This is a genomic window from Pseudomonas sp. PWP3-1b2, assembly GCF_049896045.1.
Taxonomy (GTDB): Bacteria; Pseudomonadota; Gammaproteobacteria; order Pseudomonadales; family Pseudomonadaceae; genus Aquipseudomonas; species Aquipseudomonas antarctica_B.
Map to the genome: position 1 here is coordinate 15,321 of NZ_JAFCTN010000039.1, position 23,393 is coordinate 38,713.

Consider the following 23,393-nt stretch of genomic DNA (forward strand, 5'->3'; position numbering starts at 1 on the left):
GCCGGGGCGCAGGCCACTACGGTGGAGTCGCGCCCAGTTTGTCCCACATCTTCTTGCCTAGCTTCTGCCGATTGGCGTACCCGGCCCACGGGTCAGCCTTCAAACCCTGCAAGCGCTCTTGCAGATTGGCCACCGTCCATTGCTGTGCGCCACGCAACTCTTTCAACTCCTCTCGACTGACGGGCACTGACACAGGCAAACCGGGCCGCGCGCGCACTGAATACGCGGTGACGGTACTTGCGCCGCGCGCGTTGCGCAGGTAATCGATAAAGATCTTGCCGACGCGGTTTTTCGGGCCTGACGTGGCGGTAAAGCGCTCGGGCAGTTGACGAGTCATGAACTGCGCGATGGCCTTGGCGAAGGCTTTTATTGTGTCCCAGTCATCCCGGCGCGCCAGCGGTATGACCAAATGCAAGCCTTTGCCGCCACTGGTTTTGACGAACGCGTCCAGGCCCAGCTCGTCCAGCACGGCTAACGTCAGTTGCGCGGCCTCCAGCATGGTTTTCCAGGGCAGCGCCGGGTCCGGGTCGAGGTCGAGTACAAACAGGTCGGGAGTCTCGATTTTGTCCGAGGTAGCGCCCCAGGTATGCAGTTCCACTGCGCCCATTTGCACGGCCCCTACCAGGGCGCCGACCGTGTCGATTTCCATCAGCCGCGCATGACCAGGGTCCAGCGCCGGGTCCAGCTGCTTGATATGGGGAATGGCCAGATGCTCGGAATGCTTCTGGAAGAACTGCTCGCCTTCGATACCGGCGGGGGCGCGCAGCAAGGACACGGGGCGATGGCGCAGGAAGGGCAGGATCCATTGGCTGATGCCTTGGTAAAACGCTGCCAACTGCTGTTTTTGCGTACCGCTTTGCGGGTCAATAATGCGCTCGGGGTGAGTGATATTGCCGGTGACGGCGGCTTTTTTGGCTGCGGGTGGCTTGAGTGATTTGGCCGTGCGGGGTTGCTCATGAATGATCTGCGAGGCTGGCTTATCGGTGCGCAGTGCCACGAATGATGCGTGGCGCACCACGCCTTCGCGGGTCCATTCGGCGAACTGGACTTCGCCGACCAGGCGCGGCTCAACCCAATGCACGCCGCGTGCCTGGGTGCTTGTAAGCGGTTTTTCCAGGGGTGAAGTTTTGCGTTCCAGAGGCTGGAGCTGTCCGTAAATGGCTTTCAGTGACGCCTGATCAAATCCGGTGCCTACACGCCCGGCATAGACCAGCCCGGTGTCGTCATTAACGGCCAATAACAGCGCCCCGAAGCCACTGCGCGAGCCCTGCGGGCGTGTGTAGCCAACGATCACGAATTCCTGGCGCAAGCGGCACTTGAGCTTGATCCAATCGGTGTTGCGCGTGGACACATAAGGACTGCCCAGGCGCTTGCCGATGATGCCCTCCAGCGCCAGGTCGCAGGCACTTTCGAAAATGTCACGCTGATTGGCAACAAACGCCTCGGAAAACCTCAGCAGTTTGCTGCGGCTGCCGGACAGCGCGGACTTGAGCGCGGCACGGCGCGCCTCAACGGGTTCGTGGCGCTGATCGTGCCCGTTAAGGAACGGCGCATCAAACAGGTAATACACGATGTCCAGGCTGCGGCCGATATCGAAGGCATTTTGCAACGCTTGAAAATCCGGCAACCCGTCACCGTCAAGGCTCACCATTTCGCCGTCCAGCCAGCTGTCCTCCAGCTTGAGCGCTTGCAAGGCTTTGACCTGGCGCGGCAGGCGCTCAGTCCAGTCGTGGCCGTTGCGTGTGAACAGGCGGACTTCACCGTCACGGATGCGCGCAAGCATGCGGTAACCGTCGAATTTGATTTCGTAGTGCCAGTCGCCGTCCGGCGCACGGTCGACCAGGGTCGCCAGTTGCGGCGTGAATTGGTCGGGGAGGGCCGCGAGGGTTTTCTTGCGCTTTGCCTTGGGTTTAGTCGGTTCAGTGGCCTTGGGCTTGCCGACGGTGGCTTCGCTGATCACGCTTTTCGGCTGGGCCACAACGATATCGTAGTCGGCCGCCGGCCGGGCTTGTTCATCCTTTTCCTTGATCAGCAACCATTGTTCCTTGTCGCCACTGCCCTTGAGACGGGTGCGCACCAGCGCCCAATCGCCGGAGAGCTTCTCGCCGATCAGGGTGAATTTGAGTTTGCCGGCCGCGTAGGCGGTGTGCGGATCTTCGAGAGGCTGCCAGACGCCGCGATCCCACACGATCACATCCCCCGCGCCGTACTGGCCGGGGGCGATGCTGCCTTCAAAATTGCCATAGCTCAGCGGGTGATCCTCAACATGCACCGCCAGGCGTTTCTGAGTCGGGTCCAGGCTGGGGCCTTTGGGCACCGCCCAGCTTTTAAGCACGCCGTCGAGTTCCAGGCGAAAGTCATAGTGCAGGTTGCGCGCGTCATGTTTTTGGATCACGAACGTCAGGGCCGAGGCCTTGCGTTTGCCAGCAGGCGCCTCGCCTGCGGGCTCTGCAGTGACCTTGAAGTCACGCTTGCGGTTGTATTCGCTCAGAGGTTTCGACATGGCGGTTACCCTGGCTCAGGAGGCCTTGGTGGATTTCTTCGCGGCAGGCTTTTTGCCAGGCTTGCGCGCCAGGCTGCGCTTGAGCAATTCCGTCAGGTCGAGCACATCAGCCGACTTGCGCTCTTCGCCGCCTTTAGGGGTTTCCACGTCTTCAATCTTGCCGGCCTTGGCCTTCTTCTTCACCAGCGCCATGATCTTTTCCTGAAAGCTGTCGCGGTAATCGCCGGGCTGCCAATCCGCACTCATGTCTTCCACGAGGCGCTTGGCCATGTCCAGTTCACCCTTGGCCAGAGTGGGTTTGGTCACGTCGCTGCTCAATTCCAGCTCATCAAGGCCGCGCACCTCGGCGGGCCAGCGCAGCATCACCAGCACCAGCGCCGATTCCAGCGGCATCAACGCCGCCAGGTGTTGCTTGGTGTGCAGCACCACATTGGCCAGGGCGACCTTGCGGGTTTTCTTCAGGGTTTCGCGCAGTAGCGCATAGACTTTGCCGCCGCGTTTATCCGGCGCGAGGAAGTAGGGCGTGTCGATGTTTTGCAGCGGGATCTGGTCACTGTCGACAAACGCGATAATTTCGATGGTTTGGGTCGACTCAGGGTGCGCCGAGCGAATCTCCTCTTCGCTGAGGACCACGTAGCGGCCTTTCTCGAAGGCCACGCCCTTGACGATATTCTCCTTGGTCATTTCCTTGCCGGTGACCTTGTTGATGCGCTTGTAGCCCACCGGGTCCATGGTGCGTTTATCCAGCCAGTCAAAGTCAACGCCCTGGGAGGACGTCGCCGAGACCAGTGACACCGGGATATGGACCAAGCCGAAACTGATTGCGCCTTTCCAGATTGCCCGCGGCATGTGTGCGATTCCTTAAGTAGACCCTGTGTTCAGGTGACCCGCCGGCGCGAGCAAAAGTTTCGACGCACGGATGCGCGGACAGATCGTGTTACACCTGATGAGAAAGTATTTAGTGTCACAGGCCGAACCCAAGGCGTAGCGTGTTATCGAAAGCACGTACTACTTGTCCTGGAGAGACTTCGTCATGAACAGCTGTGTGCGTCATCTCGCAGTGCTTGCGTTGGGCCTGGCGTTTGTTCCACTCGCCCAAGCGCAAAACCTGCCGGGTCGTAGCGACTCCAACAACAGCCCAATTCATCGGGCTAACCCCAACAGCATGCAGGGCACCCAGCCCAATGCGCCGGCCACGCGCGGGATCCAGACCGGGCCGACCAGCCCCGCGCCGACCGTGGAAAACGGTGGCATCGGCAATCGCTATCCCAAGCGCGATGCCGCCCCGAGCCGCCCTTCGACCGAAACCAAAGCCCCCACCTATGATGCCAACGGCAATCGCCGGTAAGGATTTCGCCTTATGTTCGTACGCAAAACCCTGTTAGCGGCCATTTGTGCCAGCGTGATTCTTCCCTTGTCGGCGGTGTATGCCGCCGACGCCCAGCAGTTTCCCAGCGAGCAAGGCAGCATCACTGCCACACCGATCGCCAAGGGCCTTGATCATCCCTGGGCTGTCGCGTTTCTGCCGGACAAACAAGGCTTCCTGGTCACCGAACGCCCTGGCCACCTGCGATTTGTCAGCCCGGACGGCAAGCTTTCGGCGCCACTGACGGGCGTGCCCCAGGTGTGGGCCAAGGGCCAGGGCGGGTTGCTTGATGTGGTGCTGTCGCCAGACTTCAAGCAGGACCGCATGGTTTACCTGTCCTACGCAGAAGGCGGCGGCGAAGGCGGCAAGGCCGGCACCGCCGTGGGGCGTGGGCGTCTGGCCGATGACTTGAGCGGTTTGAAGGACTTCAAGGTGATCCTGCGTCAGGAGCCCAAGCTGTCCACCGGCAATCACTTCGGCTCGCGCCTGGCATTTGACCGTGATGGTTACCTGTTTGTGACGTTGGGTGAGAACAACGACCGGCCAACAGCGCAGGATCTGGACAAGCTGCAAGGCAAGGTGGCGCGGATCTTCCCGGATGGTCGTGTGCCGGATGACAACCCGTTTGTCGGCCAGCCGGGTGTGCGGCCGGAGATTTGGTCCTACGGTCAACGCAATCCTCAGGGGCTGGCGCTGAACCCCTGGAGCGGCACGATCTGGGAGAACGAACATGGCCCGCGTGGGGGAGATGAAATCAATATCATCGAGCGTGGCAAGAATTATGGTTGGCCGCTGGCGACCCACGGCATCAACTATTCCCTGACGCCGATTCCGGAGGCCAAGGGTAAGACGGTAGAAGGCACGGTGCCGCCTCATCACGTTTGGGAGAAATCTCCGGGGATCAGTGGCATGGCGTTTTATGACGCTGACCGGTTCAAGCCTTGGCAGCACAATTTGTTCATCGGAGCATTGTCGAGTCAGGAGCTGATTCGTTTGCAATTTGACGGTGACAAAGTGATTCACGAGGAGCGCTTGCTTGGGGACTTGAAGGCACGCATTCGCGATGTGCGGCAAGGGCCGGATGGTTATTTGTATGTGCTGACGGATGAGGATAAAGGGGTGTTGTATCGCGTGGGGTTGAATCAGGATTAGCGGGTTAATCCGTCATTGGGGTGATGGCTGAGATGGGCTCCGCTCTTACAGCCAGCCCTTTCAACGTCTTTGGAAATCTGCCTGGTAGGGCGAACGCTATCCCTGTGGCGAGCGGGCTTGCCCCGCGTTGGGTTGCGCAGCGACCCTAGATAGGAAAAACGCGGTGAGTCTGGCAATTTCCGGCCGCAGGTTTGGGGCTGCTTCGCAGCCCAACGCGGGGCAAGCCCGCTCGCCACAGGGACAGTGTTTGGCCTCATCGGGCTGGTATCGGCCAGGAATGGCCGGTTTCCAGAGACCTTGAAAGGGCTGGCTGTCAGAGCGGAACCTTGCAAACCATCACCCAAATAACGGATATACCCCCCATCCCCTCAAGCCAACAGTTTGGCGTCAAAACGCCACTAATGGCCCCGTGATAATTAATCAACTCCCCAAGAATAATCTCGCTACAATCGCCCGCTTTGCCACCTGGTACGCGCGTCTCAAGCCCGTCAGTTCCGAGAAACCCCATGCTTATCGGTAGTTATTCCCCCTCCCTGGTCGTGATCTCCCTGTTCGTGGCGATCCTGGCTTCCTATACCGCGCTGGACCTGGCCGGCCGCATTGCGACCGCCAAGGGCCGCGCGGTGTATGGGTGGATAAGCGGTGGCGCACTCGCGATGGGCACTGGCGTGTGGTCCATGCACTTCATCGGAATATTGGCCTTGCGCCTGCCGTTTGCCCTCGGATTCGACCTCGGCATCACCGCGCTGTCACTGCTTATCGCGGTATTGTCCTGCGGCTTCGCCTTATGGCTGGTCAGTCAGCCACGCCTGCCTGCATGGCAATTGGGCGTTGGCGCATTGATCATGGGCGCAGGCATCAGCAGCATGCATTACACCGGCATGGCCGCAATGCAGATGACGCCCGGCATCGACTACGACCCCACTTTGTTTGGCGCCTCGTTGCTGATCGCCGTGGTTGCCTCCGGCGCCGCGCTGTGGATCGCCTTCCACCTGCGCCGCAATACGCCTTACGTGCGTCTGGCGCGGGCCGGGGCGGCGGTTGTGATGGGCATTGCCATCGTCGGCATGCATTACACCGGGATGGCGGCGGCGCAGTTTGCCGATGACAGTTTCTGCGGTGCAGCGCTGACCGGCTTGAGCGGCAAGGGCCTGGATAATCTGGTGCTGGTGACTTCGCTCGCAGTGCTGGCCATCGCGTTGTTGACCTCGTTGCTCGACGCGCGCCTCGAAGCGCGCACGGCGGTGCTGGCCGACTCCCTGACCCAGGCCAATCAGGAACTGACCCACTTGGCCCTGCATGACATGCTCACCGGCCTGCCCAATCGCACCTTGCTCGCCGACCGCATTCAGCAGGCGATTCAGGCGGTGAAGGAGCAGGGCGGTTGCTTCGCCTTGATGTTCATCGACCTGGATGGCTTCAAGCCGGTCAACGATGCTTTTGGCCATCACATGGGCGACCAGTTGTTGCGCGAGGTGGGCCTGCGTCTGCGCGAGGACTTGCGCGGTCACGACACCCTGGCGCGCATCGGCGGCGACGAGTTTGTGTTGCTGGTGCAATTGACCCAGCCGGACGATGCCATGGGCCTGGCGGAACGTCAGGTTGGCTTGATCAATCGGGCGTTCCAGGTTGCCGAACATGAGCTGAAGATTTCCGCCAGCATCGGCATTGCGATGTTCCCGGGCAACGGCAATAGCCCCCAGGAGCTGTTGATGAACGCCGATGCGGCGATGTATCACGCCAAGGGCATGGGCAAGAACGGCTACAGCTTTTTCGATGTGTCGATGAACACCAACGCGCGCAAACAACTGCAACTGTTGCAGGATTTGCGCAACGCCTTGGAGCAGGAACAGTTCCGCCTGTATTACCAGCCCAAGTTCGATGCGGTGAGTGGCATTGCGGTCGGCGCCGAGGCCTTGCTGCGCTGGGAGCATCCACAGCAGGGGTTGTTATTGCCGGCGACGTTTATTGAACTGGCGGAAAAAACCGGGTTGATCATTCCCATCGGTGACTGGGTACTTGACGAGGCGTGCCGTCAGATGGCCGTTTGGTTTGCCCAGGGCTACGAAGACTGGCGCATCGCGGTGAACCTGTCGGCGTTGCAGTTTTGCCATGCGGGGCTGGTCACCAGCGTGGCGGCGGCACTGGAGCGGCATTGCTTGCCCGCCAACAGCCTGACCCTGGAAATCACCGAGACCACCGCCATGAGCGATGCCGATGCGAGCATGACGGTGTTGCAGCAGCTTTCCGACATGGGCGTCGACCTGTCCATTGATGACTTCGGCACGGGTTATTCGAGCCTCATGTACCTCAAGCGCCTGCCGGCGAACGAGCTGAAGATCGACCGGGGTTTCGTTCGTGACCTTGAGCACGACAGCGACGACGCGGCGATTGTGTCGGCGATTGTCGCCCTTGGTCAGGCCCTCGGGTTGCGGATTGTCGCCGAAGGGGTGGAGACCGACGTACAACAAAGTTTCCTCACTCGCCTGGGCTGCAACTCCCTGCAGGGCTACCTGCTGGGGCACCCCTTGCCGGCTGACAGGTTCATGGCCGATATCCAGCGCTCCGAAGACGCGCTCGCGCCTGACAAAAACCGTGCGTGACGAGTACTCTTGGATCCAACCCTAACCATCAGGTTGAATCAGGAGAACGCACGCATGGACAAAGTCGTCATCATCACCGGGGGCAGCCGTGGGATTGGCGCCCAGACGGCATTGCTGGCTGCGCGCCAGGGCTATCGCATTTGCATCAATTACCAGTCCGACGAAAACGCCGCCCACAGCGTGCTGGAACAGGTGCGCGCGCTGGGCGCCCAGGCCATCGCCGTGAAGGCTGATGTGAGCATTGAAGATGAAGTGATCGGGCTGTTCAACCGTGTCGATGCCGAGCTGGGGCGGGTGACTGCGCTGGTGAATAACGCTGGCACGGTGGGGCATAAGTCGCGGGTTGATGAGATGTCCGAGTTCCGCATCCTTAAAATCATGAAGACCAACGTGCTCGGCCCGATCCTGTGCGCCAAGCATGCGGTGCTGCGCATGTCGCCCAGGCACGGCGGGCAGGGTGGCAGCATCGTCAACGTTTCGTCGGTGGCGGCGCGCCTGGGGTCGCCGGGTGAATACGTCGACTACGCGGCCTCCAAAGGCGCGGTGGACACCTTTACCATTGGCCTGTCGAAGGAAGTCGCCGGTGAAGGCATTCGCGTCAACGCAGTGCGCCCTGGCTATATTTTTACCGATTTCCACGCCCTGAGCGGCGACCCGGACCGAGTCAGCAAGCTCGAGTCCGGGATTCCCATGGCCCGTGGCGGGCGACCGGATGAAGTGGCGGAAGCGATTATCTGGTTGCTGTCGGATAAAGCTTCCTACACCACTGGCACCTTTCTTGATTTAGGGGGGGGCCGTTAAGGCGCCGGCGACTCAGCTCGGCAGATAGCGCAAGGCTTCGTAGCCTCTACGCGAAAAAGCCTTGAGTACGCTGGCTTCCGAGTCAGCGGTAATGCCATAGCCGTCGTTGGAAAAGCCGTCGATATGGCCATTGCGGCTCTGGCTCTGTTTAAGTGCGCGATCGTCCAGGTTGTCGATAAACCGCAGCACTTTGTCCAGATGATAGGCTGCATCTGCCCTGGATTTGGGGTCTGGATTGGCGTCCGACCAGTCACCGACCTGCAGCTTGAGCTCATCGAATACTTCGTAATGATCGCGGCTTTCCAGAAAGCGTCGTGTCACGGCGCTTTGTTCGATGATTCTTTCGGCCGAGCGATGGTCAATCCCAGGGCGGCCAGTCGGCCCTGTCATTTCGCGCACCTGCCTCTGTTCGGCGGCGCGCATGTAGTGGGGAGGGATAGCGGGCAGCCTCAGGAGGCTTGTGGTGACGGACATGCACATAGGAAATTACCTTCAAGTTGAACCCAGTGAACGCACCTCTCGATGTAAGAGAAGTGCGCTCTTTCTGTGGCTCTTTCTTCAGGTTGGTTCCGGATCAAAACGACCGAACAATCCGCCCTAATGTTTCCATTGCCTTCTCGGACGCTTCGGTCCATGGGCTGCCGTAATTTAACCGGATGCAATTCCTGAAACGCTGGGTCGCCGAGAAAATCGGCCCCGGTGCGATGCTGATGCCTTGTGCCAGCGCCATCTGAAACACCTTCAATGAATCGGTGCGCTCCGGCAGTTCCAGCCACAGAAAGTAACCTCCGGCGGGCTGGCTGACCCTCGTCTGTGCGGGGAAGTAACGAGCAATGGCGGCCAGCATGGCGCTTTGCTGCTCTTCCAGGGCATAGCGCAATTTGCGCAAGTGCCGGTCATAACCGCCGTGTTGCAGGTAGTCGGCAATGGCCGCCTGGGCGGGCATCGACGGGCACAGCGAGGTCATCAGCTTCAAGCGCTCAACCTTCTGCGCGTACCGCCCGGCCGCGACCCAGCCGACGCGGTAGCCTGGCGCGAGGCTCTTGGCAAACGACCCGCAATGCATCACCAGACCTTCGGTGTCGAAGGCCTTGGCCGGTTTGGGCGCGTGTTGCCCGTAATACAGCTCCGCGTAAACATCGTCTTCGATCAGCGGCACTTGATGGCTGCGCAACAGTTCCACCAGCGCCTGCTTTTTTGCCTCCGGGAGCGTTGCGCCCATGGGGTTCTGGAAGCTGGTCATGGTCCAGCAGGCCTTGATCGGATAACGCTCAAGGCTTTGCGCCAGTGCGTTCAGGTCAATGCCATCGCGCGGGTGCACGGGGATTTCCACCGCCTTGAGCTTCAAACGCTCCAGCACTTGCAGGCAGGCATAAAACGCCGGAGCCTCGATGGCCACCAGGTCGCCCGGTTCGGTCACGGCTTGCAGGCACAGGTTGAGCGCTTCGAGGGCACCGTTGGTGATCAGCAGCTCTTCCATGGGCAGCATCAGCCCGCCGACCATATACCGCAGCGCAATCTGTCGGCGCAGTTGCGGGTTGCCCGGCGACATGTCGGTGACCACCAGGCGCGGGTCCATTTCGCGGCTGGCGCTGGCCAGCGAGCGGGCCAGGCGCTGTAACGGAAACAGCATCGGGCTGGGAAACGCCGAGCCAAAGGGCACGGTGTTGGGGTCCTTGATGGAATCGAGGACTGAAAACACCAGCTCGCTCACATCGACTTCGGTGGACTCATGCACCTGCTCGCTCACCACCGGCTCGGAGAACGGGCTGGGTGTGTGAGTGTTGACGAAGTAGCCGGAGCGCGGCCGCGCGCGGATCAGGCCACGGCGCTCCAGCAGGTAGTACGCCTGGAACACCGTGGACGGGCTGACGCCATAGGTCTGGCTGGCATAGCGCACCGACGGCACGCGCTGGCCAGGCCCAAGTACGCCGGAGCGGATCAGTTCTGCGATGTCATCGGCGAATTTTTCGTAGCGTTTCATGGAGGCCTGATTAGCGTCGTTAACAGGTACGCGGGGCAAAATGTGTCTGAAGCATTCAGCGGTTCATCGGCGCCACAAAGCGGCTGTCCGCAGCGCTGTAGACCCACGGCTCGTCCACATCGGACACCTTGAACCGCAGCGTCTGCGAGCTGCTTGCCGGGGTGTCAGCCAGCAACGCGACCGACACCGGCACATCGCTGATTTCCCCAGGTGCCAGGCTGATTTCGGTCTTGCCTTGCAACTGGAAGCCCTCGGCGTCGACCAGCGCCAGCCGGTAGCTCTGGCGCTGCTGGGTCTTGTTGATGACTTTCAAGCTGTAGATGTTCTCGATCAAGCCCTGGCTGTTCTCACGGAACAAGCCACGGTCCTTGGTCACGTCCAGTGACACCATGGGCCGCTCGACCAGCGCCACCACCAGCGCCGCAATCATCACCAGCAGCACGGCACTGTAGCCGATCAACCGTGGCCTTAGCAGCCTGGTTTTGCCACCTTGCAGTTCATGCTCGGACGCGTATCTCACCAAGCCAGGTGCATAGCCCATTTTGTCCATGATCGAGTCGCAGGCGTCGATGCAGGCTGCGCAGCCGATGCATTCCATTTGCAGGCCGTCGCGGATGTCGATGCCGGTGGGGCATACCTGAACGCACAGTTGGCAGTCGATGCAGTCGCCCAGGCCAGCCTGCGCAGGCTTAATCTCACGTTTACGCGGGCCACGCGTTTCGCCACGCGCCACGTCGTAGGTGATGGTCAGGGTGTCTTTGTCGAACATTACGCTCTGGAACCGCGCATACGGGCACATGTGCATGCACACCGCTTCGCGCAGCCAGCCGGCATTGAGGTAGGTGGCGCCGGTGAAAAACAATACCCAGAACAGGCTCACGCCGCCCATTTGCCCAGTCAGCAGTTCAATCGCCAGAGGGCGGATGGGTGTGAAGTAGCCAACGAAAGTCAGCCCGGTGAGCACGCTGATGCCCAGCCATAGCGTGTGTTTGGCCGAGCGCCGCGCCAGTTTGTTCAGGCTCCAGGGCGCCGCTGCCAGTTTGATGCGCTGGTTGCGTTCGCCTTCGGTGACCTTTTCGCACCACATGAACAGCCAGGTAAACGAGCTTTGCGGGCAGGTATAGCCGCACCACACGCGGCCGGCAAACACCGTGATTGCGAACAGGCCGAACGCGCAGATGATCAACAGCGCCGACAGCAGGATGAAATCCTGCGGCCAGAAGGTGGCCCCGAAGATGTGGAATTTGCTCTCGGCCAAGTCCCACAACACCGCCTGGCGCCCGCCCAGGTTCAACCATGCGGTGCCGAAAAACGCCAGGAACAGAACGCCCGCGCCGCACATTCGCAGGGTGCGAAACAAGCCGGTAAAGCTGCGCGTATGGATCAGGGTGTCGCTGGATTTGGCCTTCACCTTCTGCGGGTGTATGGGCTCAAAGGTTTCCACGGTGGGGATTCTTTCGCTCATGGTCGTTCGCTCATCAGCCTCCATCAGGCCGAGGCACTATGGGCGTCACGCTGATTGCATAACAGACTCAGCTAAAGCGATAAAAAGCGGATCAGATGGCGCGGCGGTCCCGCCTGCGGCAATTAGCTGCACCCCGAGAGGCATGAGGTGCAGCCGTTATTGGAAGGCTTTGATACAGTTCAATCAGATGACTGAACCGCTGTCGGTTGCCTTCAAATGTATACGCCCGTCTTCAGCGCCAGCGACGGTCAAGGCGTCGGCCTCGGCTTCAGTGATGTAGATGCGCTCGCCGTTCACCTCAACGAAGGACATGGATTTTTCACTGTCGGTGCTGATCGTTACCTGCGCCGCCACCAGGCTGCGCTCTTGACCCGCATCGGTGACTTTGAAATAGCACGTCTGGCCTTCTATACGTATTGGCATGGTGATCCCCTTTTTACAGGCTGATGAACATTAGGGAACCGCGCCGTTATGGCGGTTCCCGGCAACTGACTGGCGGTCGCCACTGTCCATTCCTTACTCACACTGACAAAGGATGTTCTCCATGGACGCCTGGTTACATGAAGTCTGGCAAACCCTGCAAACCGAGTTTGCCGACATCGGCGATGCAAGGCAGCTCACACAAATCACCGTTCGCTTGCTGATTGCAGCAATCCTGGGCGGTATTTTGGGCTTTGAACGAGAACAGAAAGGAAAGGCCGCTGGCGTGCGCACGCATATGCTGGTGGCAATGGGCGCCGCATTGTTTGTGTTGGTGCCGCAGATGTCCGGCAGTCAGGCAGATGCCATGAGCCGCGTGTTGCAGGGCGTTATTGCAGGGGTTGGGTTCCTCTGCGCCGGGGCCATTATCAAAGGCCGGGCAGACGAAGAAGACCAGCACGTCAAAGGCCTGACCACGGCCGCCGGCTTGTGGATGACCGCCGCCATTGGTGTGGCGACGGGAATGGGCCGTGAATCGACGGCAGTGCTCAGTACGTTGCTGGCGCTGGCGGTTTTCAGCGTAATGCCAATGATCGTCAAGCGCCTGGAGAAGGATGAGTGACTGCGTCTCGGGTGGTGAGAGTGCTGTGACTCAGGTCACTGCATCGTTCATGGCGGCCTCATGCAGCAGGATCTTGAGGTTTTCCACGCTTAATATCAGATCTATGAGTGCCCTGAGTTTTTGCACCTCTTTAAGATCGGAGCTCAGGCTGTTGAGTGAATCCTCACTTAACAGCTCATCAAGCCTTTTACGTCGCTGTGCGTTATACGTGGTGTGAGGCTCATGCATCATCCGGATCAGGCTGTCCCGACTCAAAATGTCGGCGAGGTCGCGCATCGTCGTCAGGGCTTCTGGTGAGAGAGGCGTGTCTGATGGCACTTGGGCATGGTTGTGATGATGGTGAACTGTGCTGTTGTGGTGCGGTGTAACGTTGGCTTCAGGCTTGGAGCCAGGCGTTGCGTCTGGCGCTTGTGTGCCCAGGGACTGGCCAATTGCGATCAGTTTTTCGCAGAGGGGTTGGCACTGACGCTTGCGATTACGCGTGTTGAGTTTTTCATCATCCAATTCTGATTGGATTTTTTGGGTAGCCTCATAGCTCTTTTCTGGATCGGCGTCGGCAGTACGCTGAGCGATCCTTTGCGGAGTCAACTCCGCAATGGGCAACGCAGACGCCTCGCGTTGCAAAAGGTGTATGTTTTTCTCGCTGAACAATTCACCCAGTTTGGCCCTCAAATTTGCCCGCTCTTTTGGATCACGAGTCAGCGTGTTGATCGTCTCCTTAGTCACCAATTGGCGCAACGCCTTCAGGCTTTGCTGGGTCTCTGCAGAGTAGGGCGCGCGCATCATTTGAATGAGGTTGTCGCGGTTTAGCAGGCGGCCCAGTTGATTCATCTTGGCGAGGGCATCGGCCGAGGGTGGCGCAGTGGACTTTTCCGGGGTTTTGTCGGTGTCCAAGGGCTTATCGTGATGGTGGTGTGACTCATGCTCATGCCGCTTGACCTGCGACGGAGTGTGAGGGCTTGTCGGGGAAGGGGTCGGCGTCAGTGGAATGGACGGTTGGTGCGGCATGGGTGATATCGACATGATGGGCACTCGCATTGTGATTGAAAGAGGACCACGCCATGTCAGTTGCTCGGCTTTGGCCCACGCGAGTTGATTCTCCGACAGTCGATCGGGAGATAGATTTCAGTGCTATCTCTGTTGCCCGTAGGACGTTTCTGCAAGGTTTGCCCGCACTGTCGCGCAGCGCGGGCAAATACACATCTGCCCCGTCGTTTAGACAATCACCGGTGGCATGGTCGTCGGCGGTTCTTCCACGGGTGGCGGGGTACTGCCAGGCGGTTCTTTCTCGGGAATCGGCTGCGGCTCTGTCGGCGGCAGGGTCGGGCTGTCGATATTGGGGTCTGGGGTTTCAGCCGGGATCGGGATATTCATCGGTGTGGCCTCCTTTGTGCTTTGCTCTATCGGTGGACATCCGCCGGGCGCAAATGATTCCCCGCCGGATGGCGGCACATCCACCTGAACTTTTAACCCGAGGGCAGGCTCGGACCTATGACGGCCCTGCTCAGGGAGAGCGCTGCCGCATCAGAATTCGGATCAAGCAAAGAGCGTCCACAGGGCGTAAGGGGAAGATGCTCGATGATTGCTGAAACACTGGCTCCAGAGAACTCCGTATTGCCGCTGTCCCAGGCGCTGTTGCTGCCGAGGATCGCTATTGAGGGCACCCAACCCGTGATCGACGGCGGCGAATTTGCCGTTAAAGCGGTTGTGGGCCAGCAAGTAAACGTCACCAGCACAGTATTCGCAGACGGCCATGACAAACTCGCCGTGCTGATTCGCTGGCGCGCGCTCGCCGAAGAAAGCTGGCACAGCGTGGTGATGGCCGATGTGGGCAACAATGGCTGGGAAGGCGCGTTTACCGTCACCACCCAGGGGCCTCATGAGTATTGCATTGAAGCCTGGATCGATACGTTCGCCAGCTTCGGCTATGAATTGCGCAAAAAACATGAAGCCGGCGTACCCGTCAGCCTGGAATTGCAGGAAGGGCGCAGCCTGGTGCTGCAGGCCGCCGAGCGCAGCGACAATGAGCTGCGCGACCGCTTGATGCTGCTGCACCACGAACTGTCTGGCCTGCTGGAAACCGAGCAAGTTGCGTTGTTTTTGCACGAAGACAGTGCACACCTGATGACTCAGGCCGACCACCGCGCCTATTTGAGCATCAGCACGGTCTACCCGATTGACGTGGAACGCGAAGCTGCGCAGTTTGCCAGCTGGTATGAGCTGTTTCCCCGCTCGATCACCGACGATCCAGCGCGTCACGGCACATTCAATGATGTGCACTCGCGCCTGTCGATGATCCACGACATGGGATTCGACGTGCTGTACTTCCCGCCCATCCATCCGATTGGGCGCAGCCATCGCAAAGGCAAGAACAACTCCCTGACCGCAGGCCCGGATGATGTTGGCAGCCCGTATGCGATTGGTAGCGAGGAGGGCGGTCACGAGGCCATTCACCCGCAACTGGGTAGCCGCGATGACTTCCGGCGTCTGGTCAAGGCGGCTGCCGACCACGGCCTGGAAATCGCTCTGGATTTCGCTATCCAGTGCTCCCAGGACCACCCGTGGCTCAAGCAGCACCCGGGCTGGTTCAACTGGCGCCCGGACGGCACGATCAAATATGCCGAAAACCCGCCCAAGAAATACCAGGACATCGTCAACGTCGACTTTTACGCCGCCGATGCCATCCCGAGCCTGTGGACTGAGCTGCGCGACGTTGTGGTGGGTTGGGTAGAAGAGGGCGTGAAGACTTTTCGCGTGGATAACCCTCACACCAAACCGCTGCCGTTCTGGCAATGGCTGATCAGCGATGTACGCTTTAAATATCCCGAGGTGATCTTTCTCGCGGAAGCGTTCACCACGCCGGCAATGATGGCGCGCCTGGGCAAAGTCGGTTATTCCCAGAGCTACACCTATTTCACCTGGCGCAACACCAAGGCCGAGCTGAGCGAATACCTCACGCAGTTGAATGAGTCGCCGTGGCGTGAGTGTTTCCGGCCGAACTTCTTCGTCAACACGCCAGACATCAACCCGCCATTCCTGCATGAGTCAGGCCGCCCGGGCTTCTTGATCCGTGCCGCGCTGGCGACCATGGGCTCGGGCCTGTGGGGCATGTATTCGGGCTTTGAACTGTGCGAGGCCGCGCCGGTACCGGGCAAAGAGGAATACCTCGATTCGGAGAAGTACGAGGTCCGCGTCAGAGACTTCACCGCGCCCGGCAACATCATTGCCGAGATCGCCCAGCTCAACCGCATCCGTCGGCAGAACCCGGCGCTGCAGACCCACTTGGGTTTGAAGCTCTACAACGCCTGGAATGACAACATCCTGTACTTCGGCAAGCGCACCGAGGATGGCAGCAACTTCATTCTGGTGGCCGTCAACCTCGACCCCTTCAATGCCCAGGAAGCCAGCTTCGAGTTGCCGCTGTGGGAATTGGGCCTGCCCGACGATGCGCAGGTACAAGGCGAAGACTTGATGAACGGTCACCGCTGGACCTGGTACGGCAAAACCCAGTGGATGCGCCTTGAACCGCACACTCCATTCGGCATCTGGCGAATCACTGTTTCCTGAGTCAGGCAGGGTCTGCGTCGCGATGAAGCCCTTCTGTGGGAGCTGGCACGCCAGCTCCCACATTGACCGCGTTCATCCAGGCGGTTTTCCAGAATTTTCAGGAGTTTCCAATGGCGAAGAAACCCAACGCTGCAACCTTCATCAAAGACCCGCTCTGGTACAAGGATGCGGTGATCTATCAAGTCCACGTCAAATCCTATTTCGACTCAAATAACGACGGTATCGGCGACTTTCCTGGCTTGATCGCCAAGCTCGATTACATCGCCGACCTGGGCGTGAACACCATCTGGCTGTTGCCGTTCTACCCGTCGCCCCGCCGTGATGACGGTTACGACATCGCCGAATACCGCGGCGTGCACAGCGACTACGGGACCATGGCCGACGCCAAACGCTTTATCGCCGAAGCCCACAGTCGCGGGCTGCGAGTGATCACCGAATTGGTCATCAACCACACCTCCGACCAGCACCCGTGGTTTCAGCGCGCGCGCAAAGCCAAGCCAGGCTCGGCGGCACGGGATTTCTACGTGTGGTCCGACGACGACCAGAAATACGACGGCACCCGCATCATTTTCCTCGACACGGAAAAGTCCAACTGGACCTGGGATCCGGTCGCCGGCCAGTACTTCTGGCACCGTTTTTACGCCCACCAACCGGACCTCAACTTCGACAACCCGCAGGTCATGAAGGCCGTGCTGTCGGTGATGCGCTATTGGCTGGACATGGGCATCGATGGCTTGCGTCTGGACGCGATCCCGTACCTGATCGAGCGCGACGGCACCAACAACGAAAACCTTCCTGAAACCCACGACGTACTCAAGCAAATTCGCGCCGAAATCGACGCGCATTACCCCGACCGCATGCTGCTGGCCGAAGCCAACCAATGGCCGGAAGACACGCAGCTGTACTTCGGTGACAAGAAAGGCGATGACGGCGACGAGTGCCATATGGCCTTTCACTTCCCGCTGATGCCGCGCATGTACATGGCGCTGGCCCAGGAAGATCGCTTCCCGATCACTGATATTTTGCGCCAGACCCCGGAAATTCCGGCCAATTGCCAATGGGCCATTTTCCTGCGCAACCACGATGAACTGACCCTGGAAATGGTCACTGACAAAGAGCGCGACTACCTGTGGAACTACTACGCCGCTGACCGCCGCGCGCGGATCAACCTGGGCATTCGACGCCGTCTGGCGCCATTGATCGAGCGAGATCGACGCCGTGTGGAGTTGCTCAACAGCCTGCTGTTGTCGATGCCCGGCACGCCGACCCTGTATTACGGCGATGAAATCGGCATGGGCGACAACATTTATCTGGGCGACCGCGACGGCGTACGCACGCCGATGCAATGGTCAATCGACCGCAATGGCGGCTTTTCCCGCGCCGACCCGGCAAGCCTGGTACTGCCGCCGATCATGGACCCGCTGTACGGCTACCAGTCGGTCAACGTCGAAACCCAAACCCAGGACCCGCACTCGTTGCTGAACTGGACCCGGCGCATGTTGGCGGTGCGCAAGCAGTCCAAGGCATTTGGTCGTGGCAGCCTGAAAATGCTCTCGCCGAGTAACCGTCGCATCCTGGCGTATACCCGCGAGTACACCGGCGAAGATGGCCGCACTGAAATTATTCTGTGCGTCGCCAACGTGTCGCGCAGCGCCCAGGCGGCTGAGCTGGACCTGTCGGCGTTTGCCGGGATGGTGCCGGTGGAGATGCTTGGCGGGAATGCTTTCCCACCGATTGGCCAGCTGAATTTTCTGCTGACCCTGGCGCCGTATGGCTTTTATTGGTTCGTGCTGGCAGCGGAAAACCAGATGCCGAGCTGGCATGTGGAACCCGCGCAGAGCATTCCGGACTTCACCACCTTGGTATTGAAAAAACGCATGGAAGAATTACTCGAAGAACCTGGCCGCACCACGCTGGAGCAAACCTCGCTGCCCGTTTGGCTGCCCAAGCGGCGCTGGTTTGCCGGCAAGGACGCGGCCATTGAAAATGTGCGCATTGTTTATGGCGTGAGGTTCGGCGACGCCGAGCACCCGGTGTTGCTCAGCGAAATCGAGGTCACCAGCGGTGGCCAGGTCAGCCGTTATCAGTTGCCGTTCGGCTTTTTGGGCGACGACCAATCCACCAGCGCCTTGCCGCAACAACTGGCGCTGGCCCGCGTGCGCCGTACGCGTCAGGTTGGCCTGGTGACCGATGCATTTAGCCTTGAGCATTTTATTCGCGCGGTGATCCAGGGCCTGCAGGCCGGCACGGTATTGAATTCCAGTGACGGCGACCTGCATTTTGAAGCCACGCCGCATTTGGCCAACCTGCAACTGAGCGACGAATCGCAGGTGCGCTACTTGTCTGCCGAGCAGTCCAACAGCTCGGTGGTGGTGGGCGAGAGTCTGGTGCTCAAACTGATCCGCAAAGTCAGCAGCGGGGTTCACCCGGAGCTGGAAATGAGTGCCTACCTGACCGCCGCCGGTTACCCGAATATCTCGCCGCTGATGGGCTCGATGATTCGCCGCGACGGGGAAGGGCAGGACAACTTGCTGATGATTGCCCAGGGTTACCTGAGCAACCAGGGCGATGCCTGGGCCTGGACGCAAAATAGCCTGGAACGAGCGATTCGTGATGAACTGGCCGAGGCCATGTCCGAACAGGAGCAGCACTACAACGCCCTCGGTGAGCTGGAAGATTTTGCCGGCTTGCTCGGCCAGCGCCTGGGTGAAATGCACGTGGTGCTGGCGGCAAAAACCACCAACAAAGACTTCAAACCCGAAGCTACAACGGTCAAAGACACCCAAGCCTGGGCCAAGGATGTAGGCGCCCAGATCGAGCGTGCCCTGCAATTACTCAAACTTCATCAAGCCCAGTTGAACCCCGCCGATCAGGCGTTGGTCAGTGAGTTACTGGCACGCAAAAAAGACATCAGCAGCCATGTTCAGGCCCTGGCGAAAGCCACGGCGGGCGGGTTGCGAATTCGTGTCCACGGCGACCTGCACCTCGGACAGGTGCTGGTGGTGAAAGGCGATGCGTTCTTGATCGACTTTGAAGGTGAACCGGCGCGCCCATTGCACGAGCGGCGCGGCAAGCACAGCCCGTATAAGGATGTAAGCGGCGTGCTGCGCTCGTTTGATTACGCAGCTGCCATGGCCCTGAATGTACAAGGTGTGGATCACTCGCCCGAAGCGGACACCGCCCGCCAGCGTGTGACCGACCGTTATTTGAACGAAGCGCGTAAGGCGTTTATCGAGGCTTATCATCAGGCTACGTCTACACTGGCGCATGACTGGCAGGACGCCAAAGGCCAGGACGCAGCGCTGACGTTGTTCAGTCTGGAGAAGGCCGCGTACGAAGTGGCTTACGAAGCGGAAAATCGCCCGACCTGGTTGCCGGTGCCGTTGCAAGGTTTGCACGGCCTGCTCAGCGGGCTCATACCTATATCGAAAACTGCACGCGGTGGGGAGACGTCATGAGCTTTACAAATAAAGAACCGCTGCACGCGAAGTTGACTGCAATGCCGGCGCCGAAAGACGTCGAAGCATTGGTCCGCGCCGAGCACCACGACCCATTCTCGATCCTTGGGCCGCACGATGATGAACACGGCGGCCAATTTATCCGCGCCTTCCTGCCGGAGGCCTTGAGCGTCCAGGTACTGGCGCGCGACAGCGGGGAACAGATCGGCAGCCTCGACGCCAGTCAGGTGCCGGGCTTGTTCGTCGGTCACTTCTCTACGCGCCAGGAATACCTGCTGAAAATTCAGTGGGCCGGTGGCGAGCAGATCACCGAAGACCCGTACAGCTTCAATCAGTTGTTGTTGGGCGAGATGGACCTGTACCTGTTTGCCGAAGGCAACCACCGTGACCTCAGCAGTTGCCTGGGGGCGCAAGTCACCAGCGTCGACGGCGTAGACGGTGTGCGTTTTGCCGTGTGGGCGCCGAACGCCCGGCGCGTGTCGGTGGTGGGTGACTTCAACATCTGGGACGGTCGCCGTCATCCGATGCGTCTGCGTCACCCGTCGGGCGTGTGGGAGATCTTCATCCCGCGCCTGCAACCGGGCGCCGCTTACAAGTACGAAATTCTGGGCGCCAACGGCATTCTGCCCCTCAAGGCCGACCCGATGGCGCTCGCCACTCAACTGCCGCCGGATACTGCTTCAAAGGTTGCCGCGCCGTTGCGGGTGGACTGGCAGGACCACGAATGGATGGCGTCGCGCCAGGAGCGGCAAGGCTATAACGCGCCGCTGTCGATCTATGAGCTGCATGTGGGCTCCTGGCAGTGCGAGCTGGACGAGGCCGGCGAAGTCGCTCGCCAATACGGTTGGCGTGAACTGGCCGAGCGTCTGATTCCCTATGTGCAGGAACTGGGTTTTACCCATGTCGAGCTGATGCCGATCATGGAACACCCCTTTGGCGGCTCCTGGGGTTACCAGGCACTGTCACAGTTCGCACCGACGGCGCGGTTTGGTTCGCCGGAAGATTTCGGCTTCTTCATCAATGCCCTGCATCAGGCCAACATCGGCGTGATCCTCGACTGGGTACCGGCGCATTTCCCGACTGATACCCACGGCCTGGCGCAATTTGACGGCACCGCGCTGTACGAATACGCCAACCCGCTGGAAGGTTTCCACCAGGACTGGGACACGCTGATCTACAACCTGGGCCGCACTGAAGTACACGGTTTCATGCTGGCGTCGGCGTTGCACTGGCTCAAGCATTTCCACATTGATGGCCTGCGTGTAGATGCGGTGGCGTCGATGCTGTATCGCGATTATTCGCGCAAGGCGGGCGAGTGGGTACCCAATCGCCATGGCGGCCGCGAGAACCTGGAAGCCATCGATTTTCTGCGTCACTTGAACGACGTGGTCGCCCTGGAAGCACCGGGTGCGTTGGTGATTGCCGAAGAATCCACGGCGTGGCCGGGTGTGAGCCAGCCGACCCAACAGGGCGGCCTGGGTTTCAACTACAAGTGGAACATGGGCTGGATGCACGATTCCCTGCATTACATCCAGCAAGACCCGGTGTACCGCGCTCATCACCACAACGAGCTCAGCTTCGGTTTGGTGTACGCCTGGTCCGAGCGTTTCATCCTGCCGATTTCCCACGATGAAGTGGTGCACGGTAAACACTCGCTGATCGACAAGATGCCCGGCGACCGCTGGCAGAAGTTTGCCAACCTGCGCGCGTACCTGAGCTTTATGTGGATGCACCCGGGCAAGAAGCTGCTGTTCATGGGCTGCGAGTTCGGCCAATGGCGCGAGTGGAACCACGACCAGCAACTGGACTGGTACTTGCTGCAATACCCCGAACACCGGGGCGTGCAGAAGCTGGTCGGTGACCTGAACCGCCTGTACCGCGAGGAGCCTGCGCTGCATGAGCAGGATGACGCACCGCAAGGTTTCCAGTGGTTGATTGGCGACGATGCGATCAACAGCGTTTACGCTTGGTTGCGCTGGAGCAAGGACGGCAAGCCGGTGCTGGTGGTGGCTAACTTCACTCCCGTCCCGCGTGAAGCCTATTCGGTCGGTGTGCCGTTCGCCGGGCGCTGGAGCGAGGTGATCAACAGTGATGCCGATACGTATGCCGGTTCCAACTACGGCAATGGTGGCGAGGTGTTCACCGCCGATGAACCGCGCCATGGGCAGCCGGTGTCGCTGTCACTGAATCTGCCACCGTTGGGTGTGTTGATTCTACGGCCGGAAACGCTTTAACGGCTCTACCTCGGCGGATTCTGTTGTCCGCGCTGCTGGCAGGGTGCCACAATGGCGCCTTTGTCGTGGCAGTGGGAGCGGGCGGATTTCATGAACGGCCTCGGGCGTGCGCAGGACCAGGATGGCTTTATCGAAGAACAGGTGCGAACAGACCGTTTGCACCAGTTGTTTCGTCAATCGTTCGCCGCCATTTTCGGCAGTTACCTGGGCGCAGTCATGCTGTGCTGGCTGTGCTGGGATCGCTTCGATCACACGGTCATGCTGGTGTGGCTGTCGGTATTGGCGGTGACATCCTTGTTGCGCGTCCAGATGTTCATGCAATGGTTCCGCTGCCCGAACGATGAACGCACGCCTGATCGCTGGGAGCGTCGCTACTGGGTGACGTTGATGCTGTCGGCGGGCGTGTGGGGGGCTGGCGCGTTGGCCGTCATGCCGCCTGACGATCGCGTGTCCCAAGTGCTGGTCATGCTGTTTACCGTGGGCATGTCGGTCAGCGCGGTTTCCTGTTATTCGGCTTATCGCTACATGACCCTGGGCTCGATGGGCCTGGTGTTATTGCCGTGCACATTCTGGCTGCTGTTTCAGCCCGCGCCGATGCAAGTCGGCGTAGCGGTGGCGGTGCTGGTGTTCTCCACGTTTGTGGTGAGTGCCACGCGCAAATTCTCCGACGCCCTGGAAAAAGCCTTTCGCCTGACCCGGCAAATGGAACGTGCCCACAATATTTCCACGCGCGCCGCACAGACCGATGAACTCACCGGGTTGATGAACCGTCGCGCGTTTTTCGAACATGCCCAACTGTTGTACGCGCAATGCCGCGACAATCAGCAGCCGCTGTGCGCACTGATGATGGACATGGATCACTTCAAAAACATCAATGACACCTACGGCCACCAGGCCGGCGATCAGGTGCTGCGCCAGATTGGCGGGGTCATCAGCGCGTCGTTTCGCCAGTCGGACCTGTATGGCCGACTCGGCGGCGAGGAATTCGCGGTGTTGTTGCCCAATACGTCCCTGGAAACCGCGCGGGGCATCGCAGAGCAACTGGTCAAGGCGATTGCCGGTTTGGTTGCAGAGCCGGTGCACGGGCTGACTGCCAGCCTCGGTGTCGCCTCCATCCGTGGCCTCGATCAGGACCTGCACAGCCTGATGAACACCGCCGACAAGGCGCTGTATCGCGCCAAAGCCTTGGGCCGCAACCAGGTGGCGGTGGCGGAATAG

General features: G+C 60.0%; 17 protein-coding genes. 9 read left to right on the top strand and 8 right to left on the bottom strand.

The features are described from left to right. Positions 1-16: 16 nt before the first annotated feature. Both ligD and ACP7A2_RS21420 read right to left on the bottom strand, forming a co-directional pair. The gene (ligD, locus tag ACP7A2_RS21415) at positions 17-2,503 is read right to left on the bottom strand and encodes a DNA ligase D (protein ID WP_426135837.1); all 2,487 of its coding nucleotides are present in this window, start codon (positions 2,501-2,503) and stop codon (positions 17-19) included. Positions 2,504-2,518: 15 nt separating this feature from the next. Further along, positions 2,519-3,352, bottom strand: coding sequence for a Ku protein (locus ACP7A2_RS21420; RefSeq protein ID WP_426135838.1), 834 nt, complete (start codon positions 3,350-3,352; stop codon positions 2,519-2,521). Between the two features lie 184 nt (positions 3,353-3,536). Here ACP7A2_RS21420 and ACP7A2_RS21425 point away from each other — a divergent pair, with 184 nt between their 5' ends. From ACP7A2_RS21425 to ACP7A2_RS21440, 4 genes are all read left to right on the top strand, one after another. Beyond that, the gene (locus tag ACP7A2_RS21425; protein ID WP_426135839.1) at positions 3,537-3,851 is read left to right on the top strand and encodes a hypothetical protein; all 315 of its coding nucleotides are present in this window, start codon (positions 3,537-3,539) and stop codon (positions 3,849-3,851) included. Between the two features lie 12 nt (positions 3,852-3,863). Then, complete coding sequence (locus ACP7A2_RS21430) at positions 3,864-5,021, top strand: PQQ-dependent sugar dehydrogenase (RefSeq protein ID WP_426135840.1); 1,158 nt, start codon at positions 3,864-3,866, stop codon at positions 5,019-5,021. A 506-nt stretch (positions 5,022-5,527) separates the two neighbouring features. Then, the gene (locus ACP7A2_RS21435) at positions 5,528-7,624 is read left to right on the top strand and encodes a putative bifunctional diguanylate cyclase/phosphodiesterase (protein WP_426135841.1); all 2,097 of its coding nucleotides are present in this window, start codon (positions 5,528-5,530) and stop codon (positions 7,622-7,624) included. Between the two features lie 54 nt (positions 7,625-7,678). Continuing rightward, positions 7,679-8,425 carry an SDR family oxidoreductase gene (locus tag ACP7A2_RS21440; RefSeq protein ID WP_426135842.1) on the top strand — a complete coding sequence of 249 codons (747 nt, stop codon included), beginning with the start codon at positions 7,679-7,681 and terminating at the stop codon, positions 8,423-8,425. A 12-nt stretch (positions 8,426-8,437) separates the two neighbouring features. Here the strand turns inward: ACP7A2_RS21440 and ACP7A2_RS21445 are convergent, their stop codons facing one another. The 4 genes from ACP7A2_RS21445 to ACP7A2_RS21460 form a co-directional block, all read right to left on the bottom strand. Continuing rightward, positions 8,438-8,815 carry a hypothetical protein gene (locus tag ACP7A2_RS21445; protein ID WP_426135843.1) on the bottom strand — a complete coding sequence of 126 codons (378 nt, stop codon included), beginning with the start codon at positions 8,813-8,815 and terminating at the stop codon, positions 8,438-8,440. 184 nt (positions 8,816-8,999) lie between these two features. Continuing rightward, positions 9,000-10,409: a GntR family transcriptional regulator MpaR gene (gene mapR / locus ACP7A2_RS21450; RefSeq protein ID WP_426135844.1), complete on the bottom strand. Its 1,410-nt coding sequence runs from the start codon at positions 10,407-10,409 to the stop codon at positions 9,000-9,002. Positions 10,410-10,464: 55 nt separating this feature from the next. Then, a complete protein-coding gene (gene ccoG / locus ACP7A2_RS21455; RefSeq protein ID WP_426135845.1) occupies positions 10,465-11,874 on the bottom strand; it encodes a cytochrome c oxidase accessory protein CcoG in 1,410 nt (469 codons plus the stop codon). Between the two features lie 183 nt (positions 11,875-12,057). Further along, positions 12,058-12,297 carry a DUF3203 family protein gene (locus tag ACP7A2_RS21460; protein WP_426135846.1) on the bottom strand — a complete coding sequence of 80 codons (240 nt, stop codon included), beginning with the start codon at positions 12,295-12,297 and terminating at the stop codon, positions 12,058-12,060. 121 nt (positions 12,298-12,418) lie between these two features. On the opposite strand from ACP7A2_RS21460, the gene ACP7A2_RS21465 reads away from it, so the two are divergent. Then, on the top strand, positions 12,419-12,916 hold the full coding sequence (locus tag ACP7A2_RS21465; RefSeq protein ID WP_426135847.1) for an MgtC/SapB family protein: 498 nt from the start codon (positions 12,419-12,421) through the stop codon (positions 12,914-12,916). A 30-nt stretch (positions 12,917-12,946) separates the two neighbouring features. On the opposite strand, the gene ACP7A2_RS21470 is transcribed toward ACP7A2_RS21465, so the two are convergent. After that, on the bottom strand, positions 12,947-13,810 hold the full coding sequence (locus ACP7A2_RS21470) for a hypothetical protein (protein ID WP_426135848.1): 864 nt from the start codon (positions 13,808-13,810) through the stop codon (positions 12,947-12,949). 321 nt (positions 13,811-14,131) lie between these two features. Continuing rightward, positions 14,132-14,290: a hypothetical protein gene (locus tag ACP7A2_RS21475; RefSeq protein WP_426135849.1), complete on the bottom strand. Its 159-nt coding sequence runs from the start codon at positions 14,288-14,290 to the stop codon at positions 14,132-14,134. A 204-nt stretch (positions 14,291-14,494) separates the two neighbouring features. Between ACP7A2_RS21475 and ACP7A2_RS21480 the strand changes: the two genes are divergently transcribed. The 4 genes from ACP7A2_RS21480 to ACP7A2_RS21495 all read left to right on the top strand — a co-directional run bounded on the left by ACP7A2_RS21480 (position 14,495) and on the right by ACP7A2_RS21495 (position 23,393). Beyond that, complete coding sequence (locus ACP7A2_RS21480; RefSeq protein ID WP_426135850.1) at positions 14,495-16,483, top strand: alpha-1,4-glucan--maltose-1-phosphate maltosyltransferase; 1,989 nt, start codon at positions 14,495-14,497, stop codon at positions 16,481-16,483. Positions 16,484-16,593: 110 nt separating this feature from the next. Continuing rightward, positions 16,594-19,941, top strand: a complete 3,348-nt coding sequence (gene treS / locus ACP7A2_RS21485) for a maltose alpha-D-glucosyltransferase (protein ID WP_426135851.1) — start codon at positions 16,594-16,596, stop codon at positions 19,939-19,941. Further along, entirely contained in the window at positions 19,938-22,175 is a 2,238-nt protein-coding gene (gene glgB, locus ACP7A2_RS21490; RefSeq protein WP_426135852.1) for a 1,4-alpha-glucan branching protein GlgB, read from the top strand. Before treS ends, glgB begins: the two co-directional genes overlap by 4 nt. Before the next feature lie 51 nt (positions 22,176-22,226). Next, positions 22,227-23,393, top strand: a complete 1,167-nt coding sequence (locus ACP7A2_RS21495) for a diguanylate cyclase (protein ID WP_426135853.1) — start codon at positions 22,227-22,229, stop codon at positions 23,391-23,393.

Excerpts from the sequence above, each read along its gene's own strand:
- ACP7A2_RS21460 (WP_426135846.1), bottom strand. The coding sequence starts at position 12,297 with ATGCCAATACGTATAGAAGGCCAGACGTGCTATTTCAAAGTCACCGAT.
- ccoG (WP_426135845.1), bottom strand. The coding sequence starts at position 11,874 with ATGAGCGAAAGAATCCCCACCGTGGAAACCTTTGAGCCCATACACCCG.
- ligD (WP_426135837.1), bottom strand. The coding sequence starts at position 2,503 with ATGTCGAAACCTCTGAGCGAATACAACCGCAAGCGTGACTTCAAGGTC.
- ACP7A2_RS21440 (WP_426135842.1), top strand. The coding sequence starts at position 7,679 with ATGGACAAAGTCGTCATCATCACCGGGGGCAGCCGTGGGATTGGCGCC.
- ACP7A2_RS21495 (WP_426135853.1), top strand. The coding sequence starts at position 22,227 with ATGGCGCCTTTGTCGTGGCAGTGGGAGCGGGCGGATTTCATGAACGGC.
- ACP7A2_RS21430 (WP_426135840.1), top strand. The coding sequence starts at position 3,864 with ATGTTCGTACGCAAAACCCTGTTAGCGGCCATTTGTGCCAGCGTGATT.
- mapR (WP_426135844.1), bottom strand. The coding sequence starts at position 10,409 with ATGAAACGCTACGAAAAATTCGCCGATGACATCGCAGAACTGATCCGC.
- glgB (WP_426135852.1), top strand. The coding sequence starts at position 19,938 with ATGAGCTTTACAAATAAAGAACCGCTGCACGCGAAGTTGACTGCAATG.
- ACP7A2_RS21445 (WP_426135843.1), bottom strand. The coding sequence starts at position 8,815 with ATGACAGGGCCGACTGGCCGCCCTGGGATTGACCATCGCTCGGCCGAA.
- ACP7A2_RS21435 (WP_426135841.1), top strand. The coding sequence starts at position 5,528 with ATGCTTATCGGTAGTTATTCCCCCTCCCTGGTCGTGATCTCCCTGTTC.
- ACP7A2_RS21425 (WP_426135839.1), top strand. The coding sequence starts at position 3,537 with ATGAACAGCTGTGTGCGTCATCTCGCAGTGCTTGCGTTGGGCCTGGCG.
- ACP7A2_RS21480 (WP_426135850.1), top strand. The coding sequence starts at position 14,495 with ATGATTGCTGAAACACTGGCTCCAGAGAACTCCGTATTGCCGCTGTCC.
- ACP7A2_RS21465 (WP_426135847.1), top strand. The coding sequence starts at position 12,419 with ATGGACGCCTGGTTACATGAAGTCTGGCAAACCCTGCAAACCGAGTTT.
- treS (WP_426135851.1), top strand. The coding sequence starts at position 16,594 with ATGGCGAAGAAACCCAACGCTGCAACCTTCATCAAAGACCCGCTCTGG.
- ACP7A2_RS21420 (WP_426135838.1), bottom strand. The coding sequence starts at position 3,352 with ATGCCGCGGGCAATCTGGAAAGGCGCAATCAGTTTCGGCTTGGTCCAT.
- ACP7A2_RS21475 (WP_426135849.1), bottom strand. The coding sequence starts at position 14,290 with ATGAATATCCCGATCCCGGCTGAAACCCCAGACCCCAATATCGACAGC.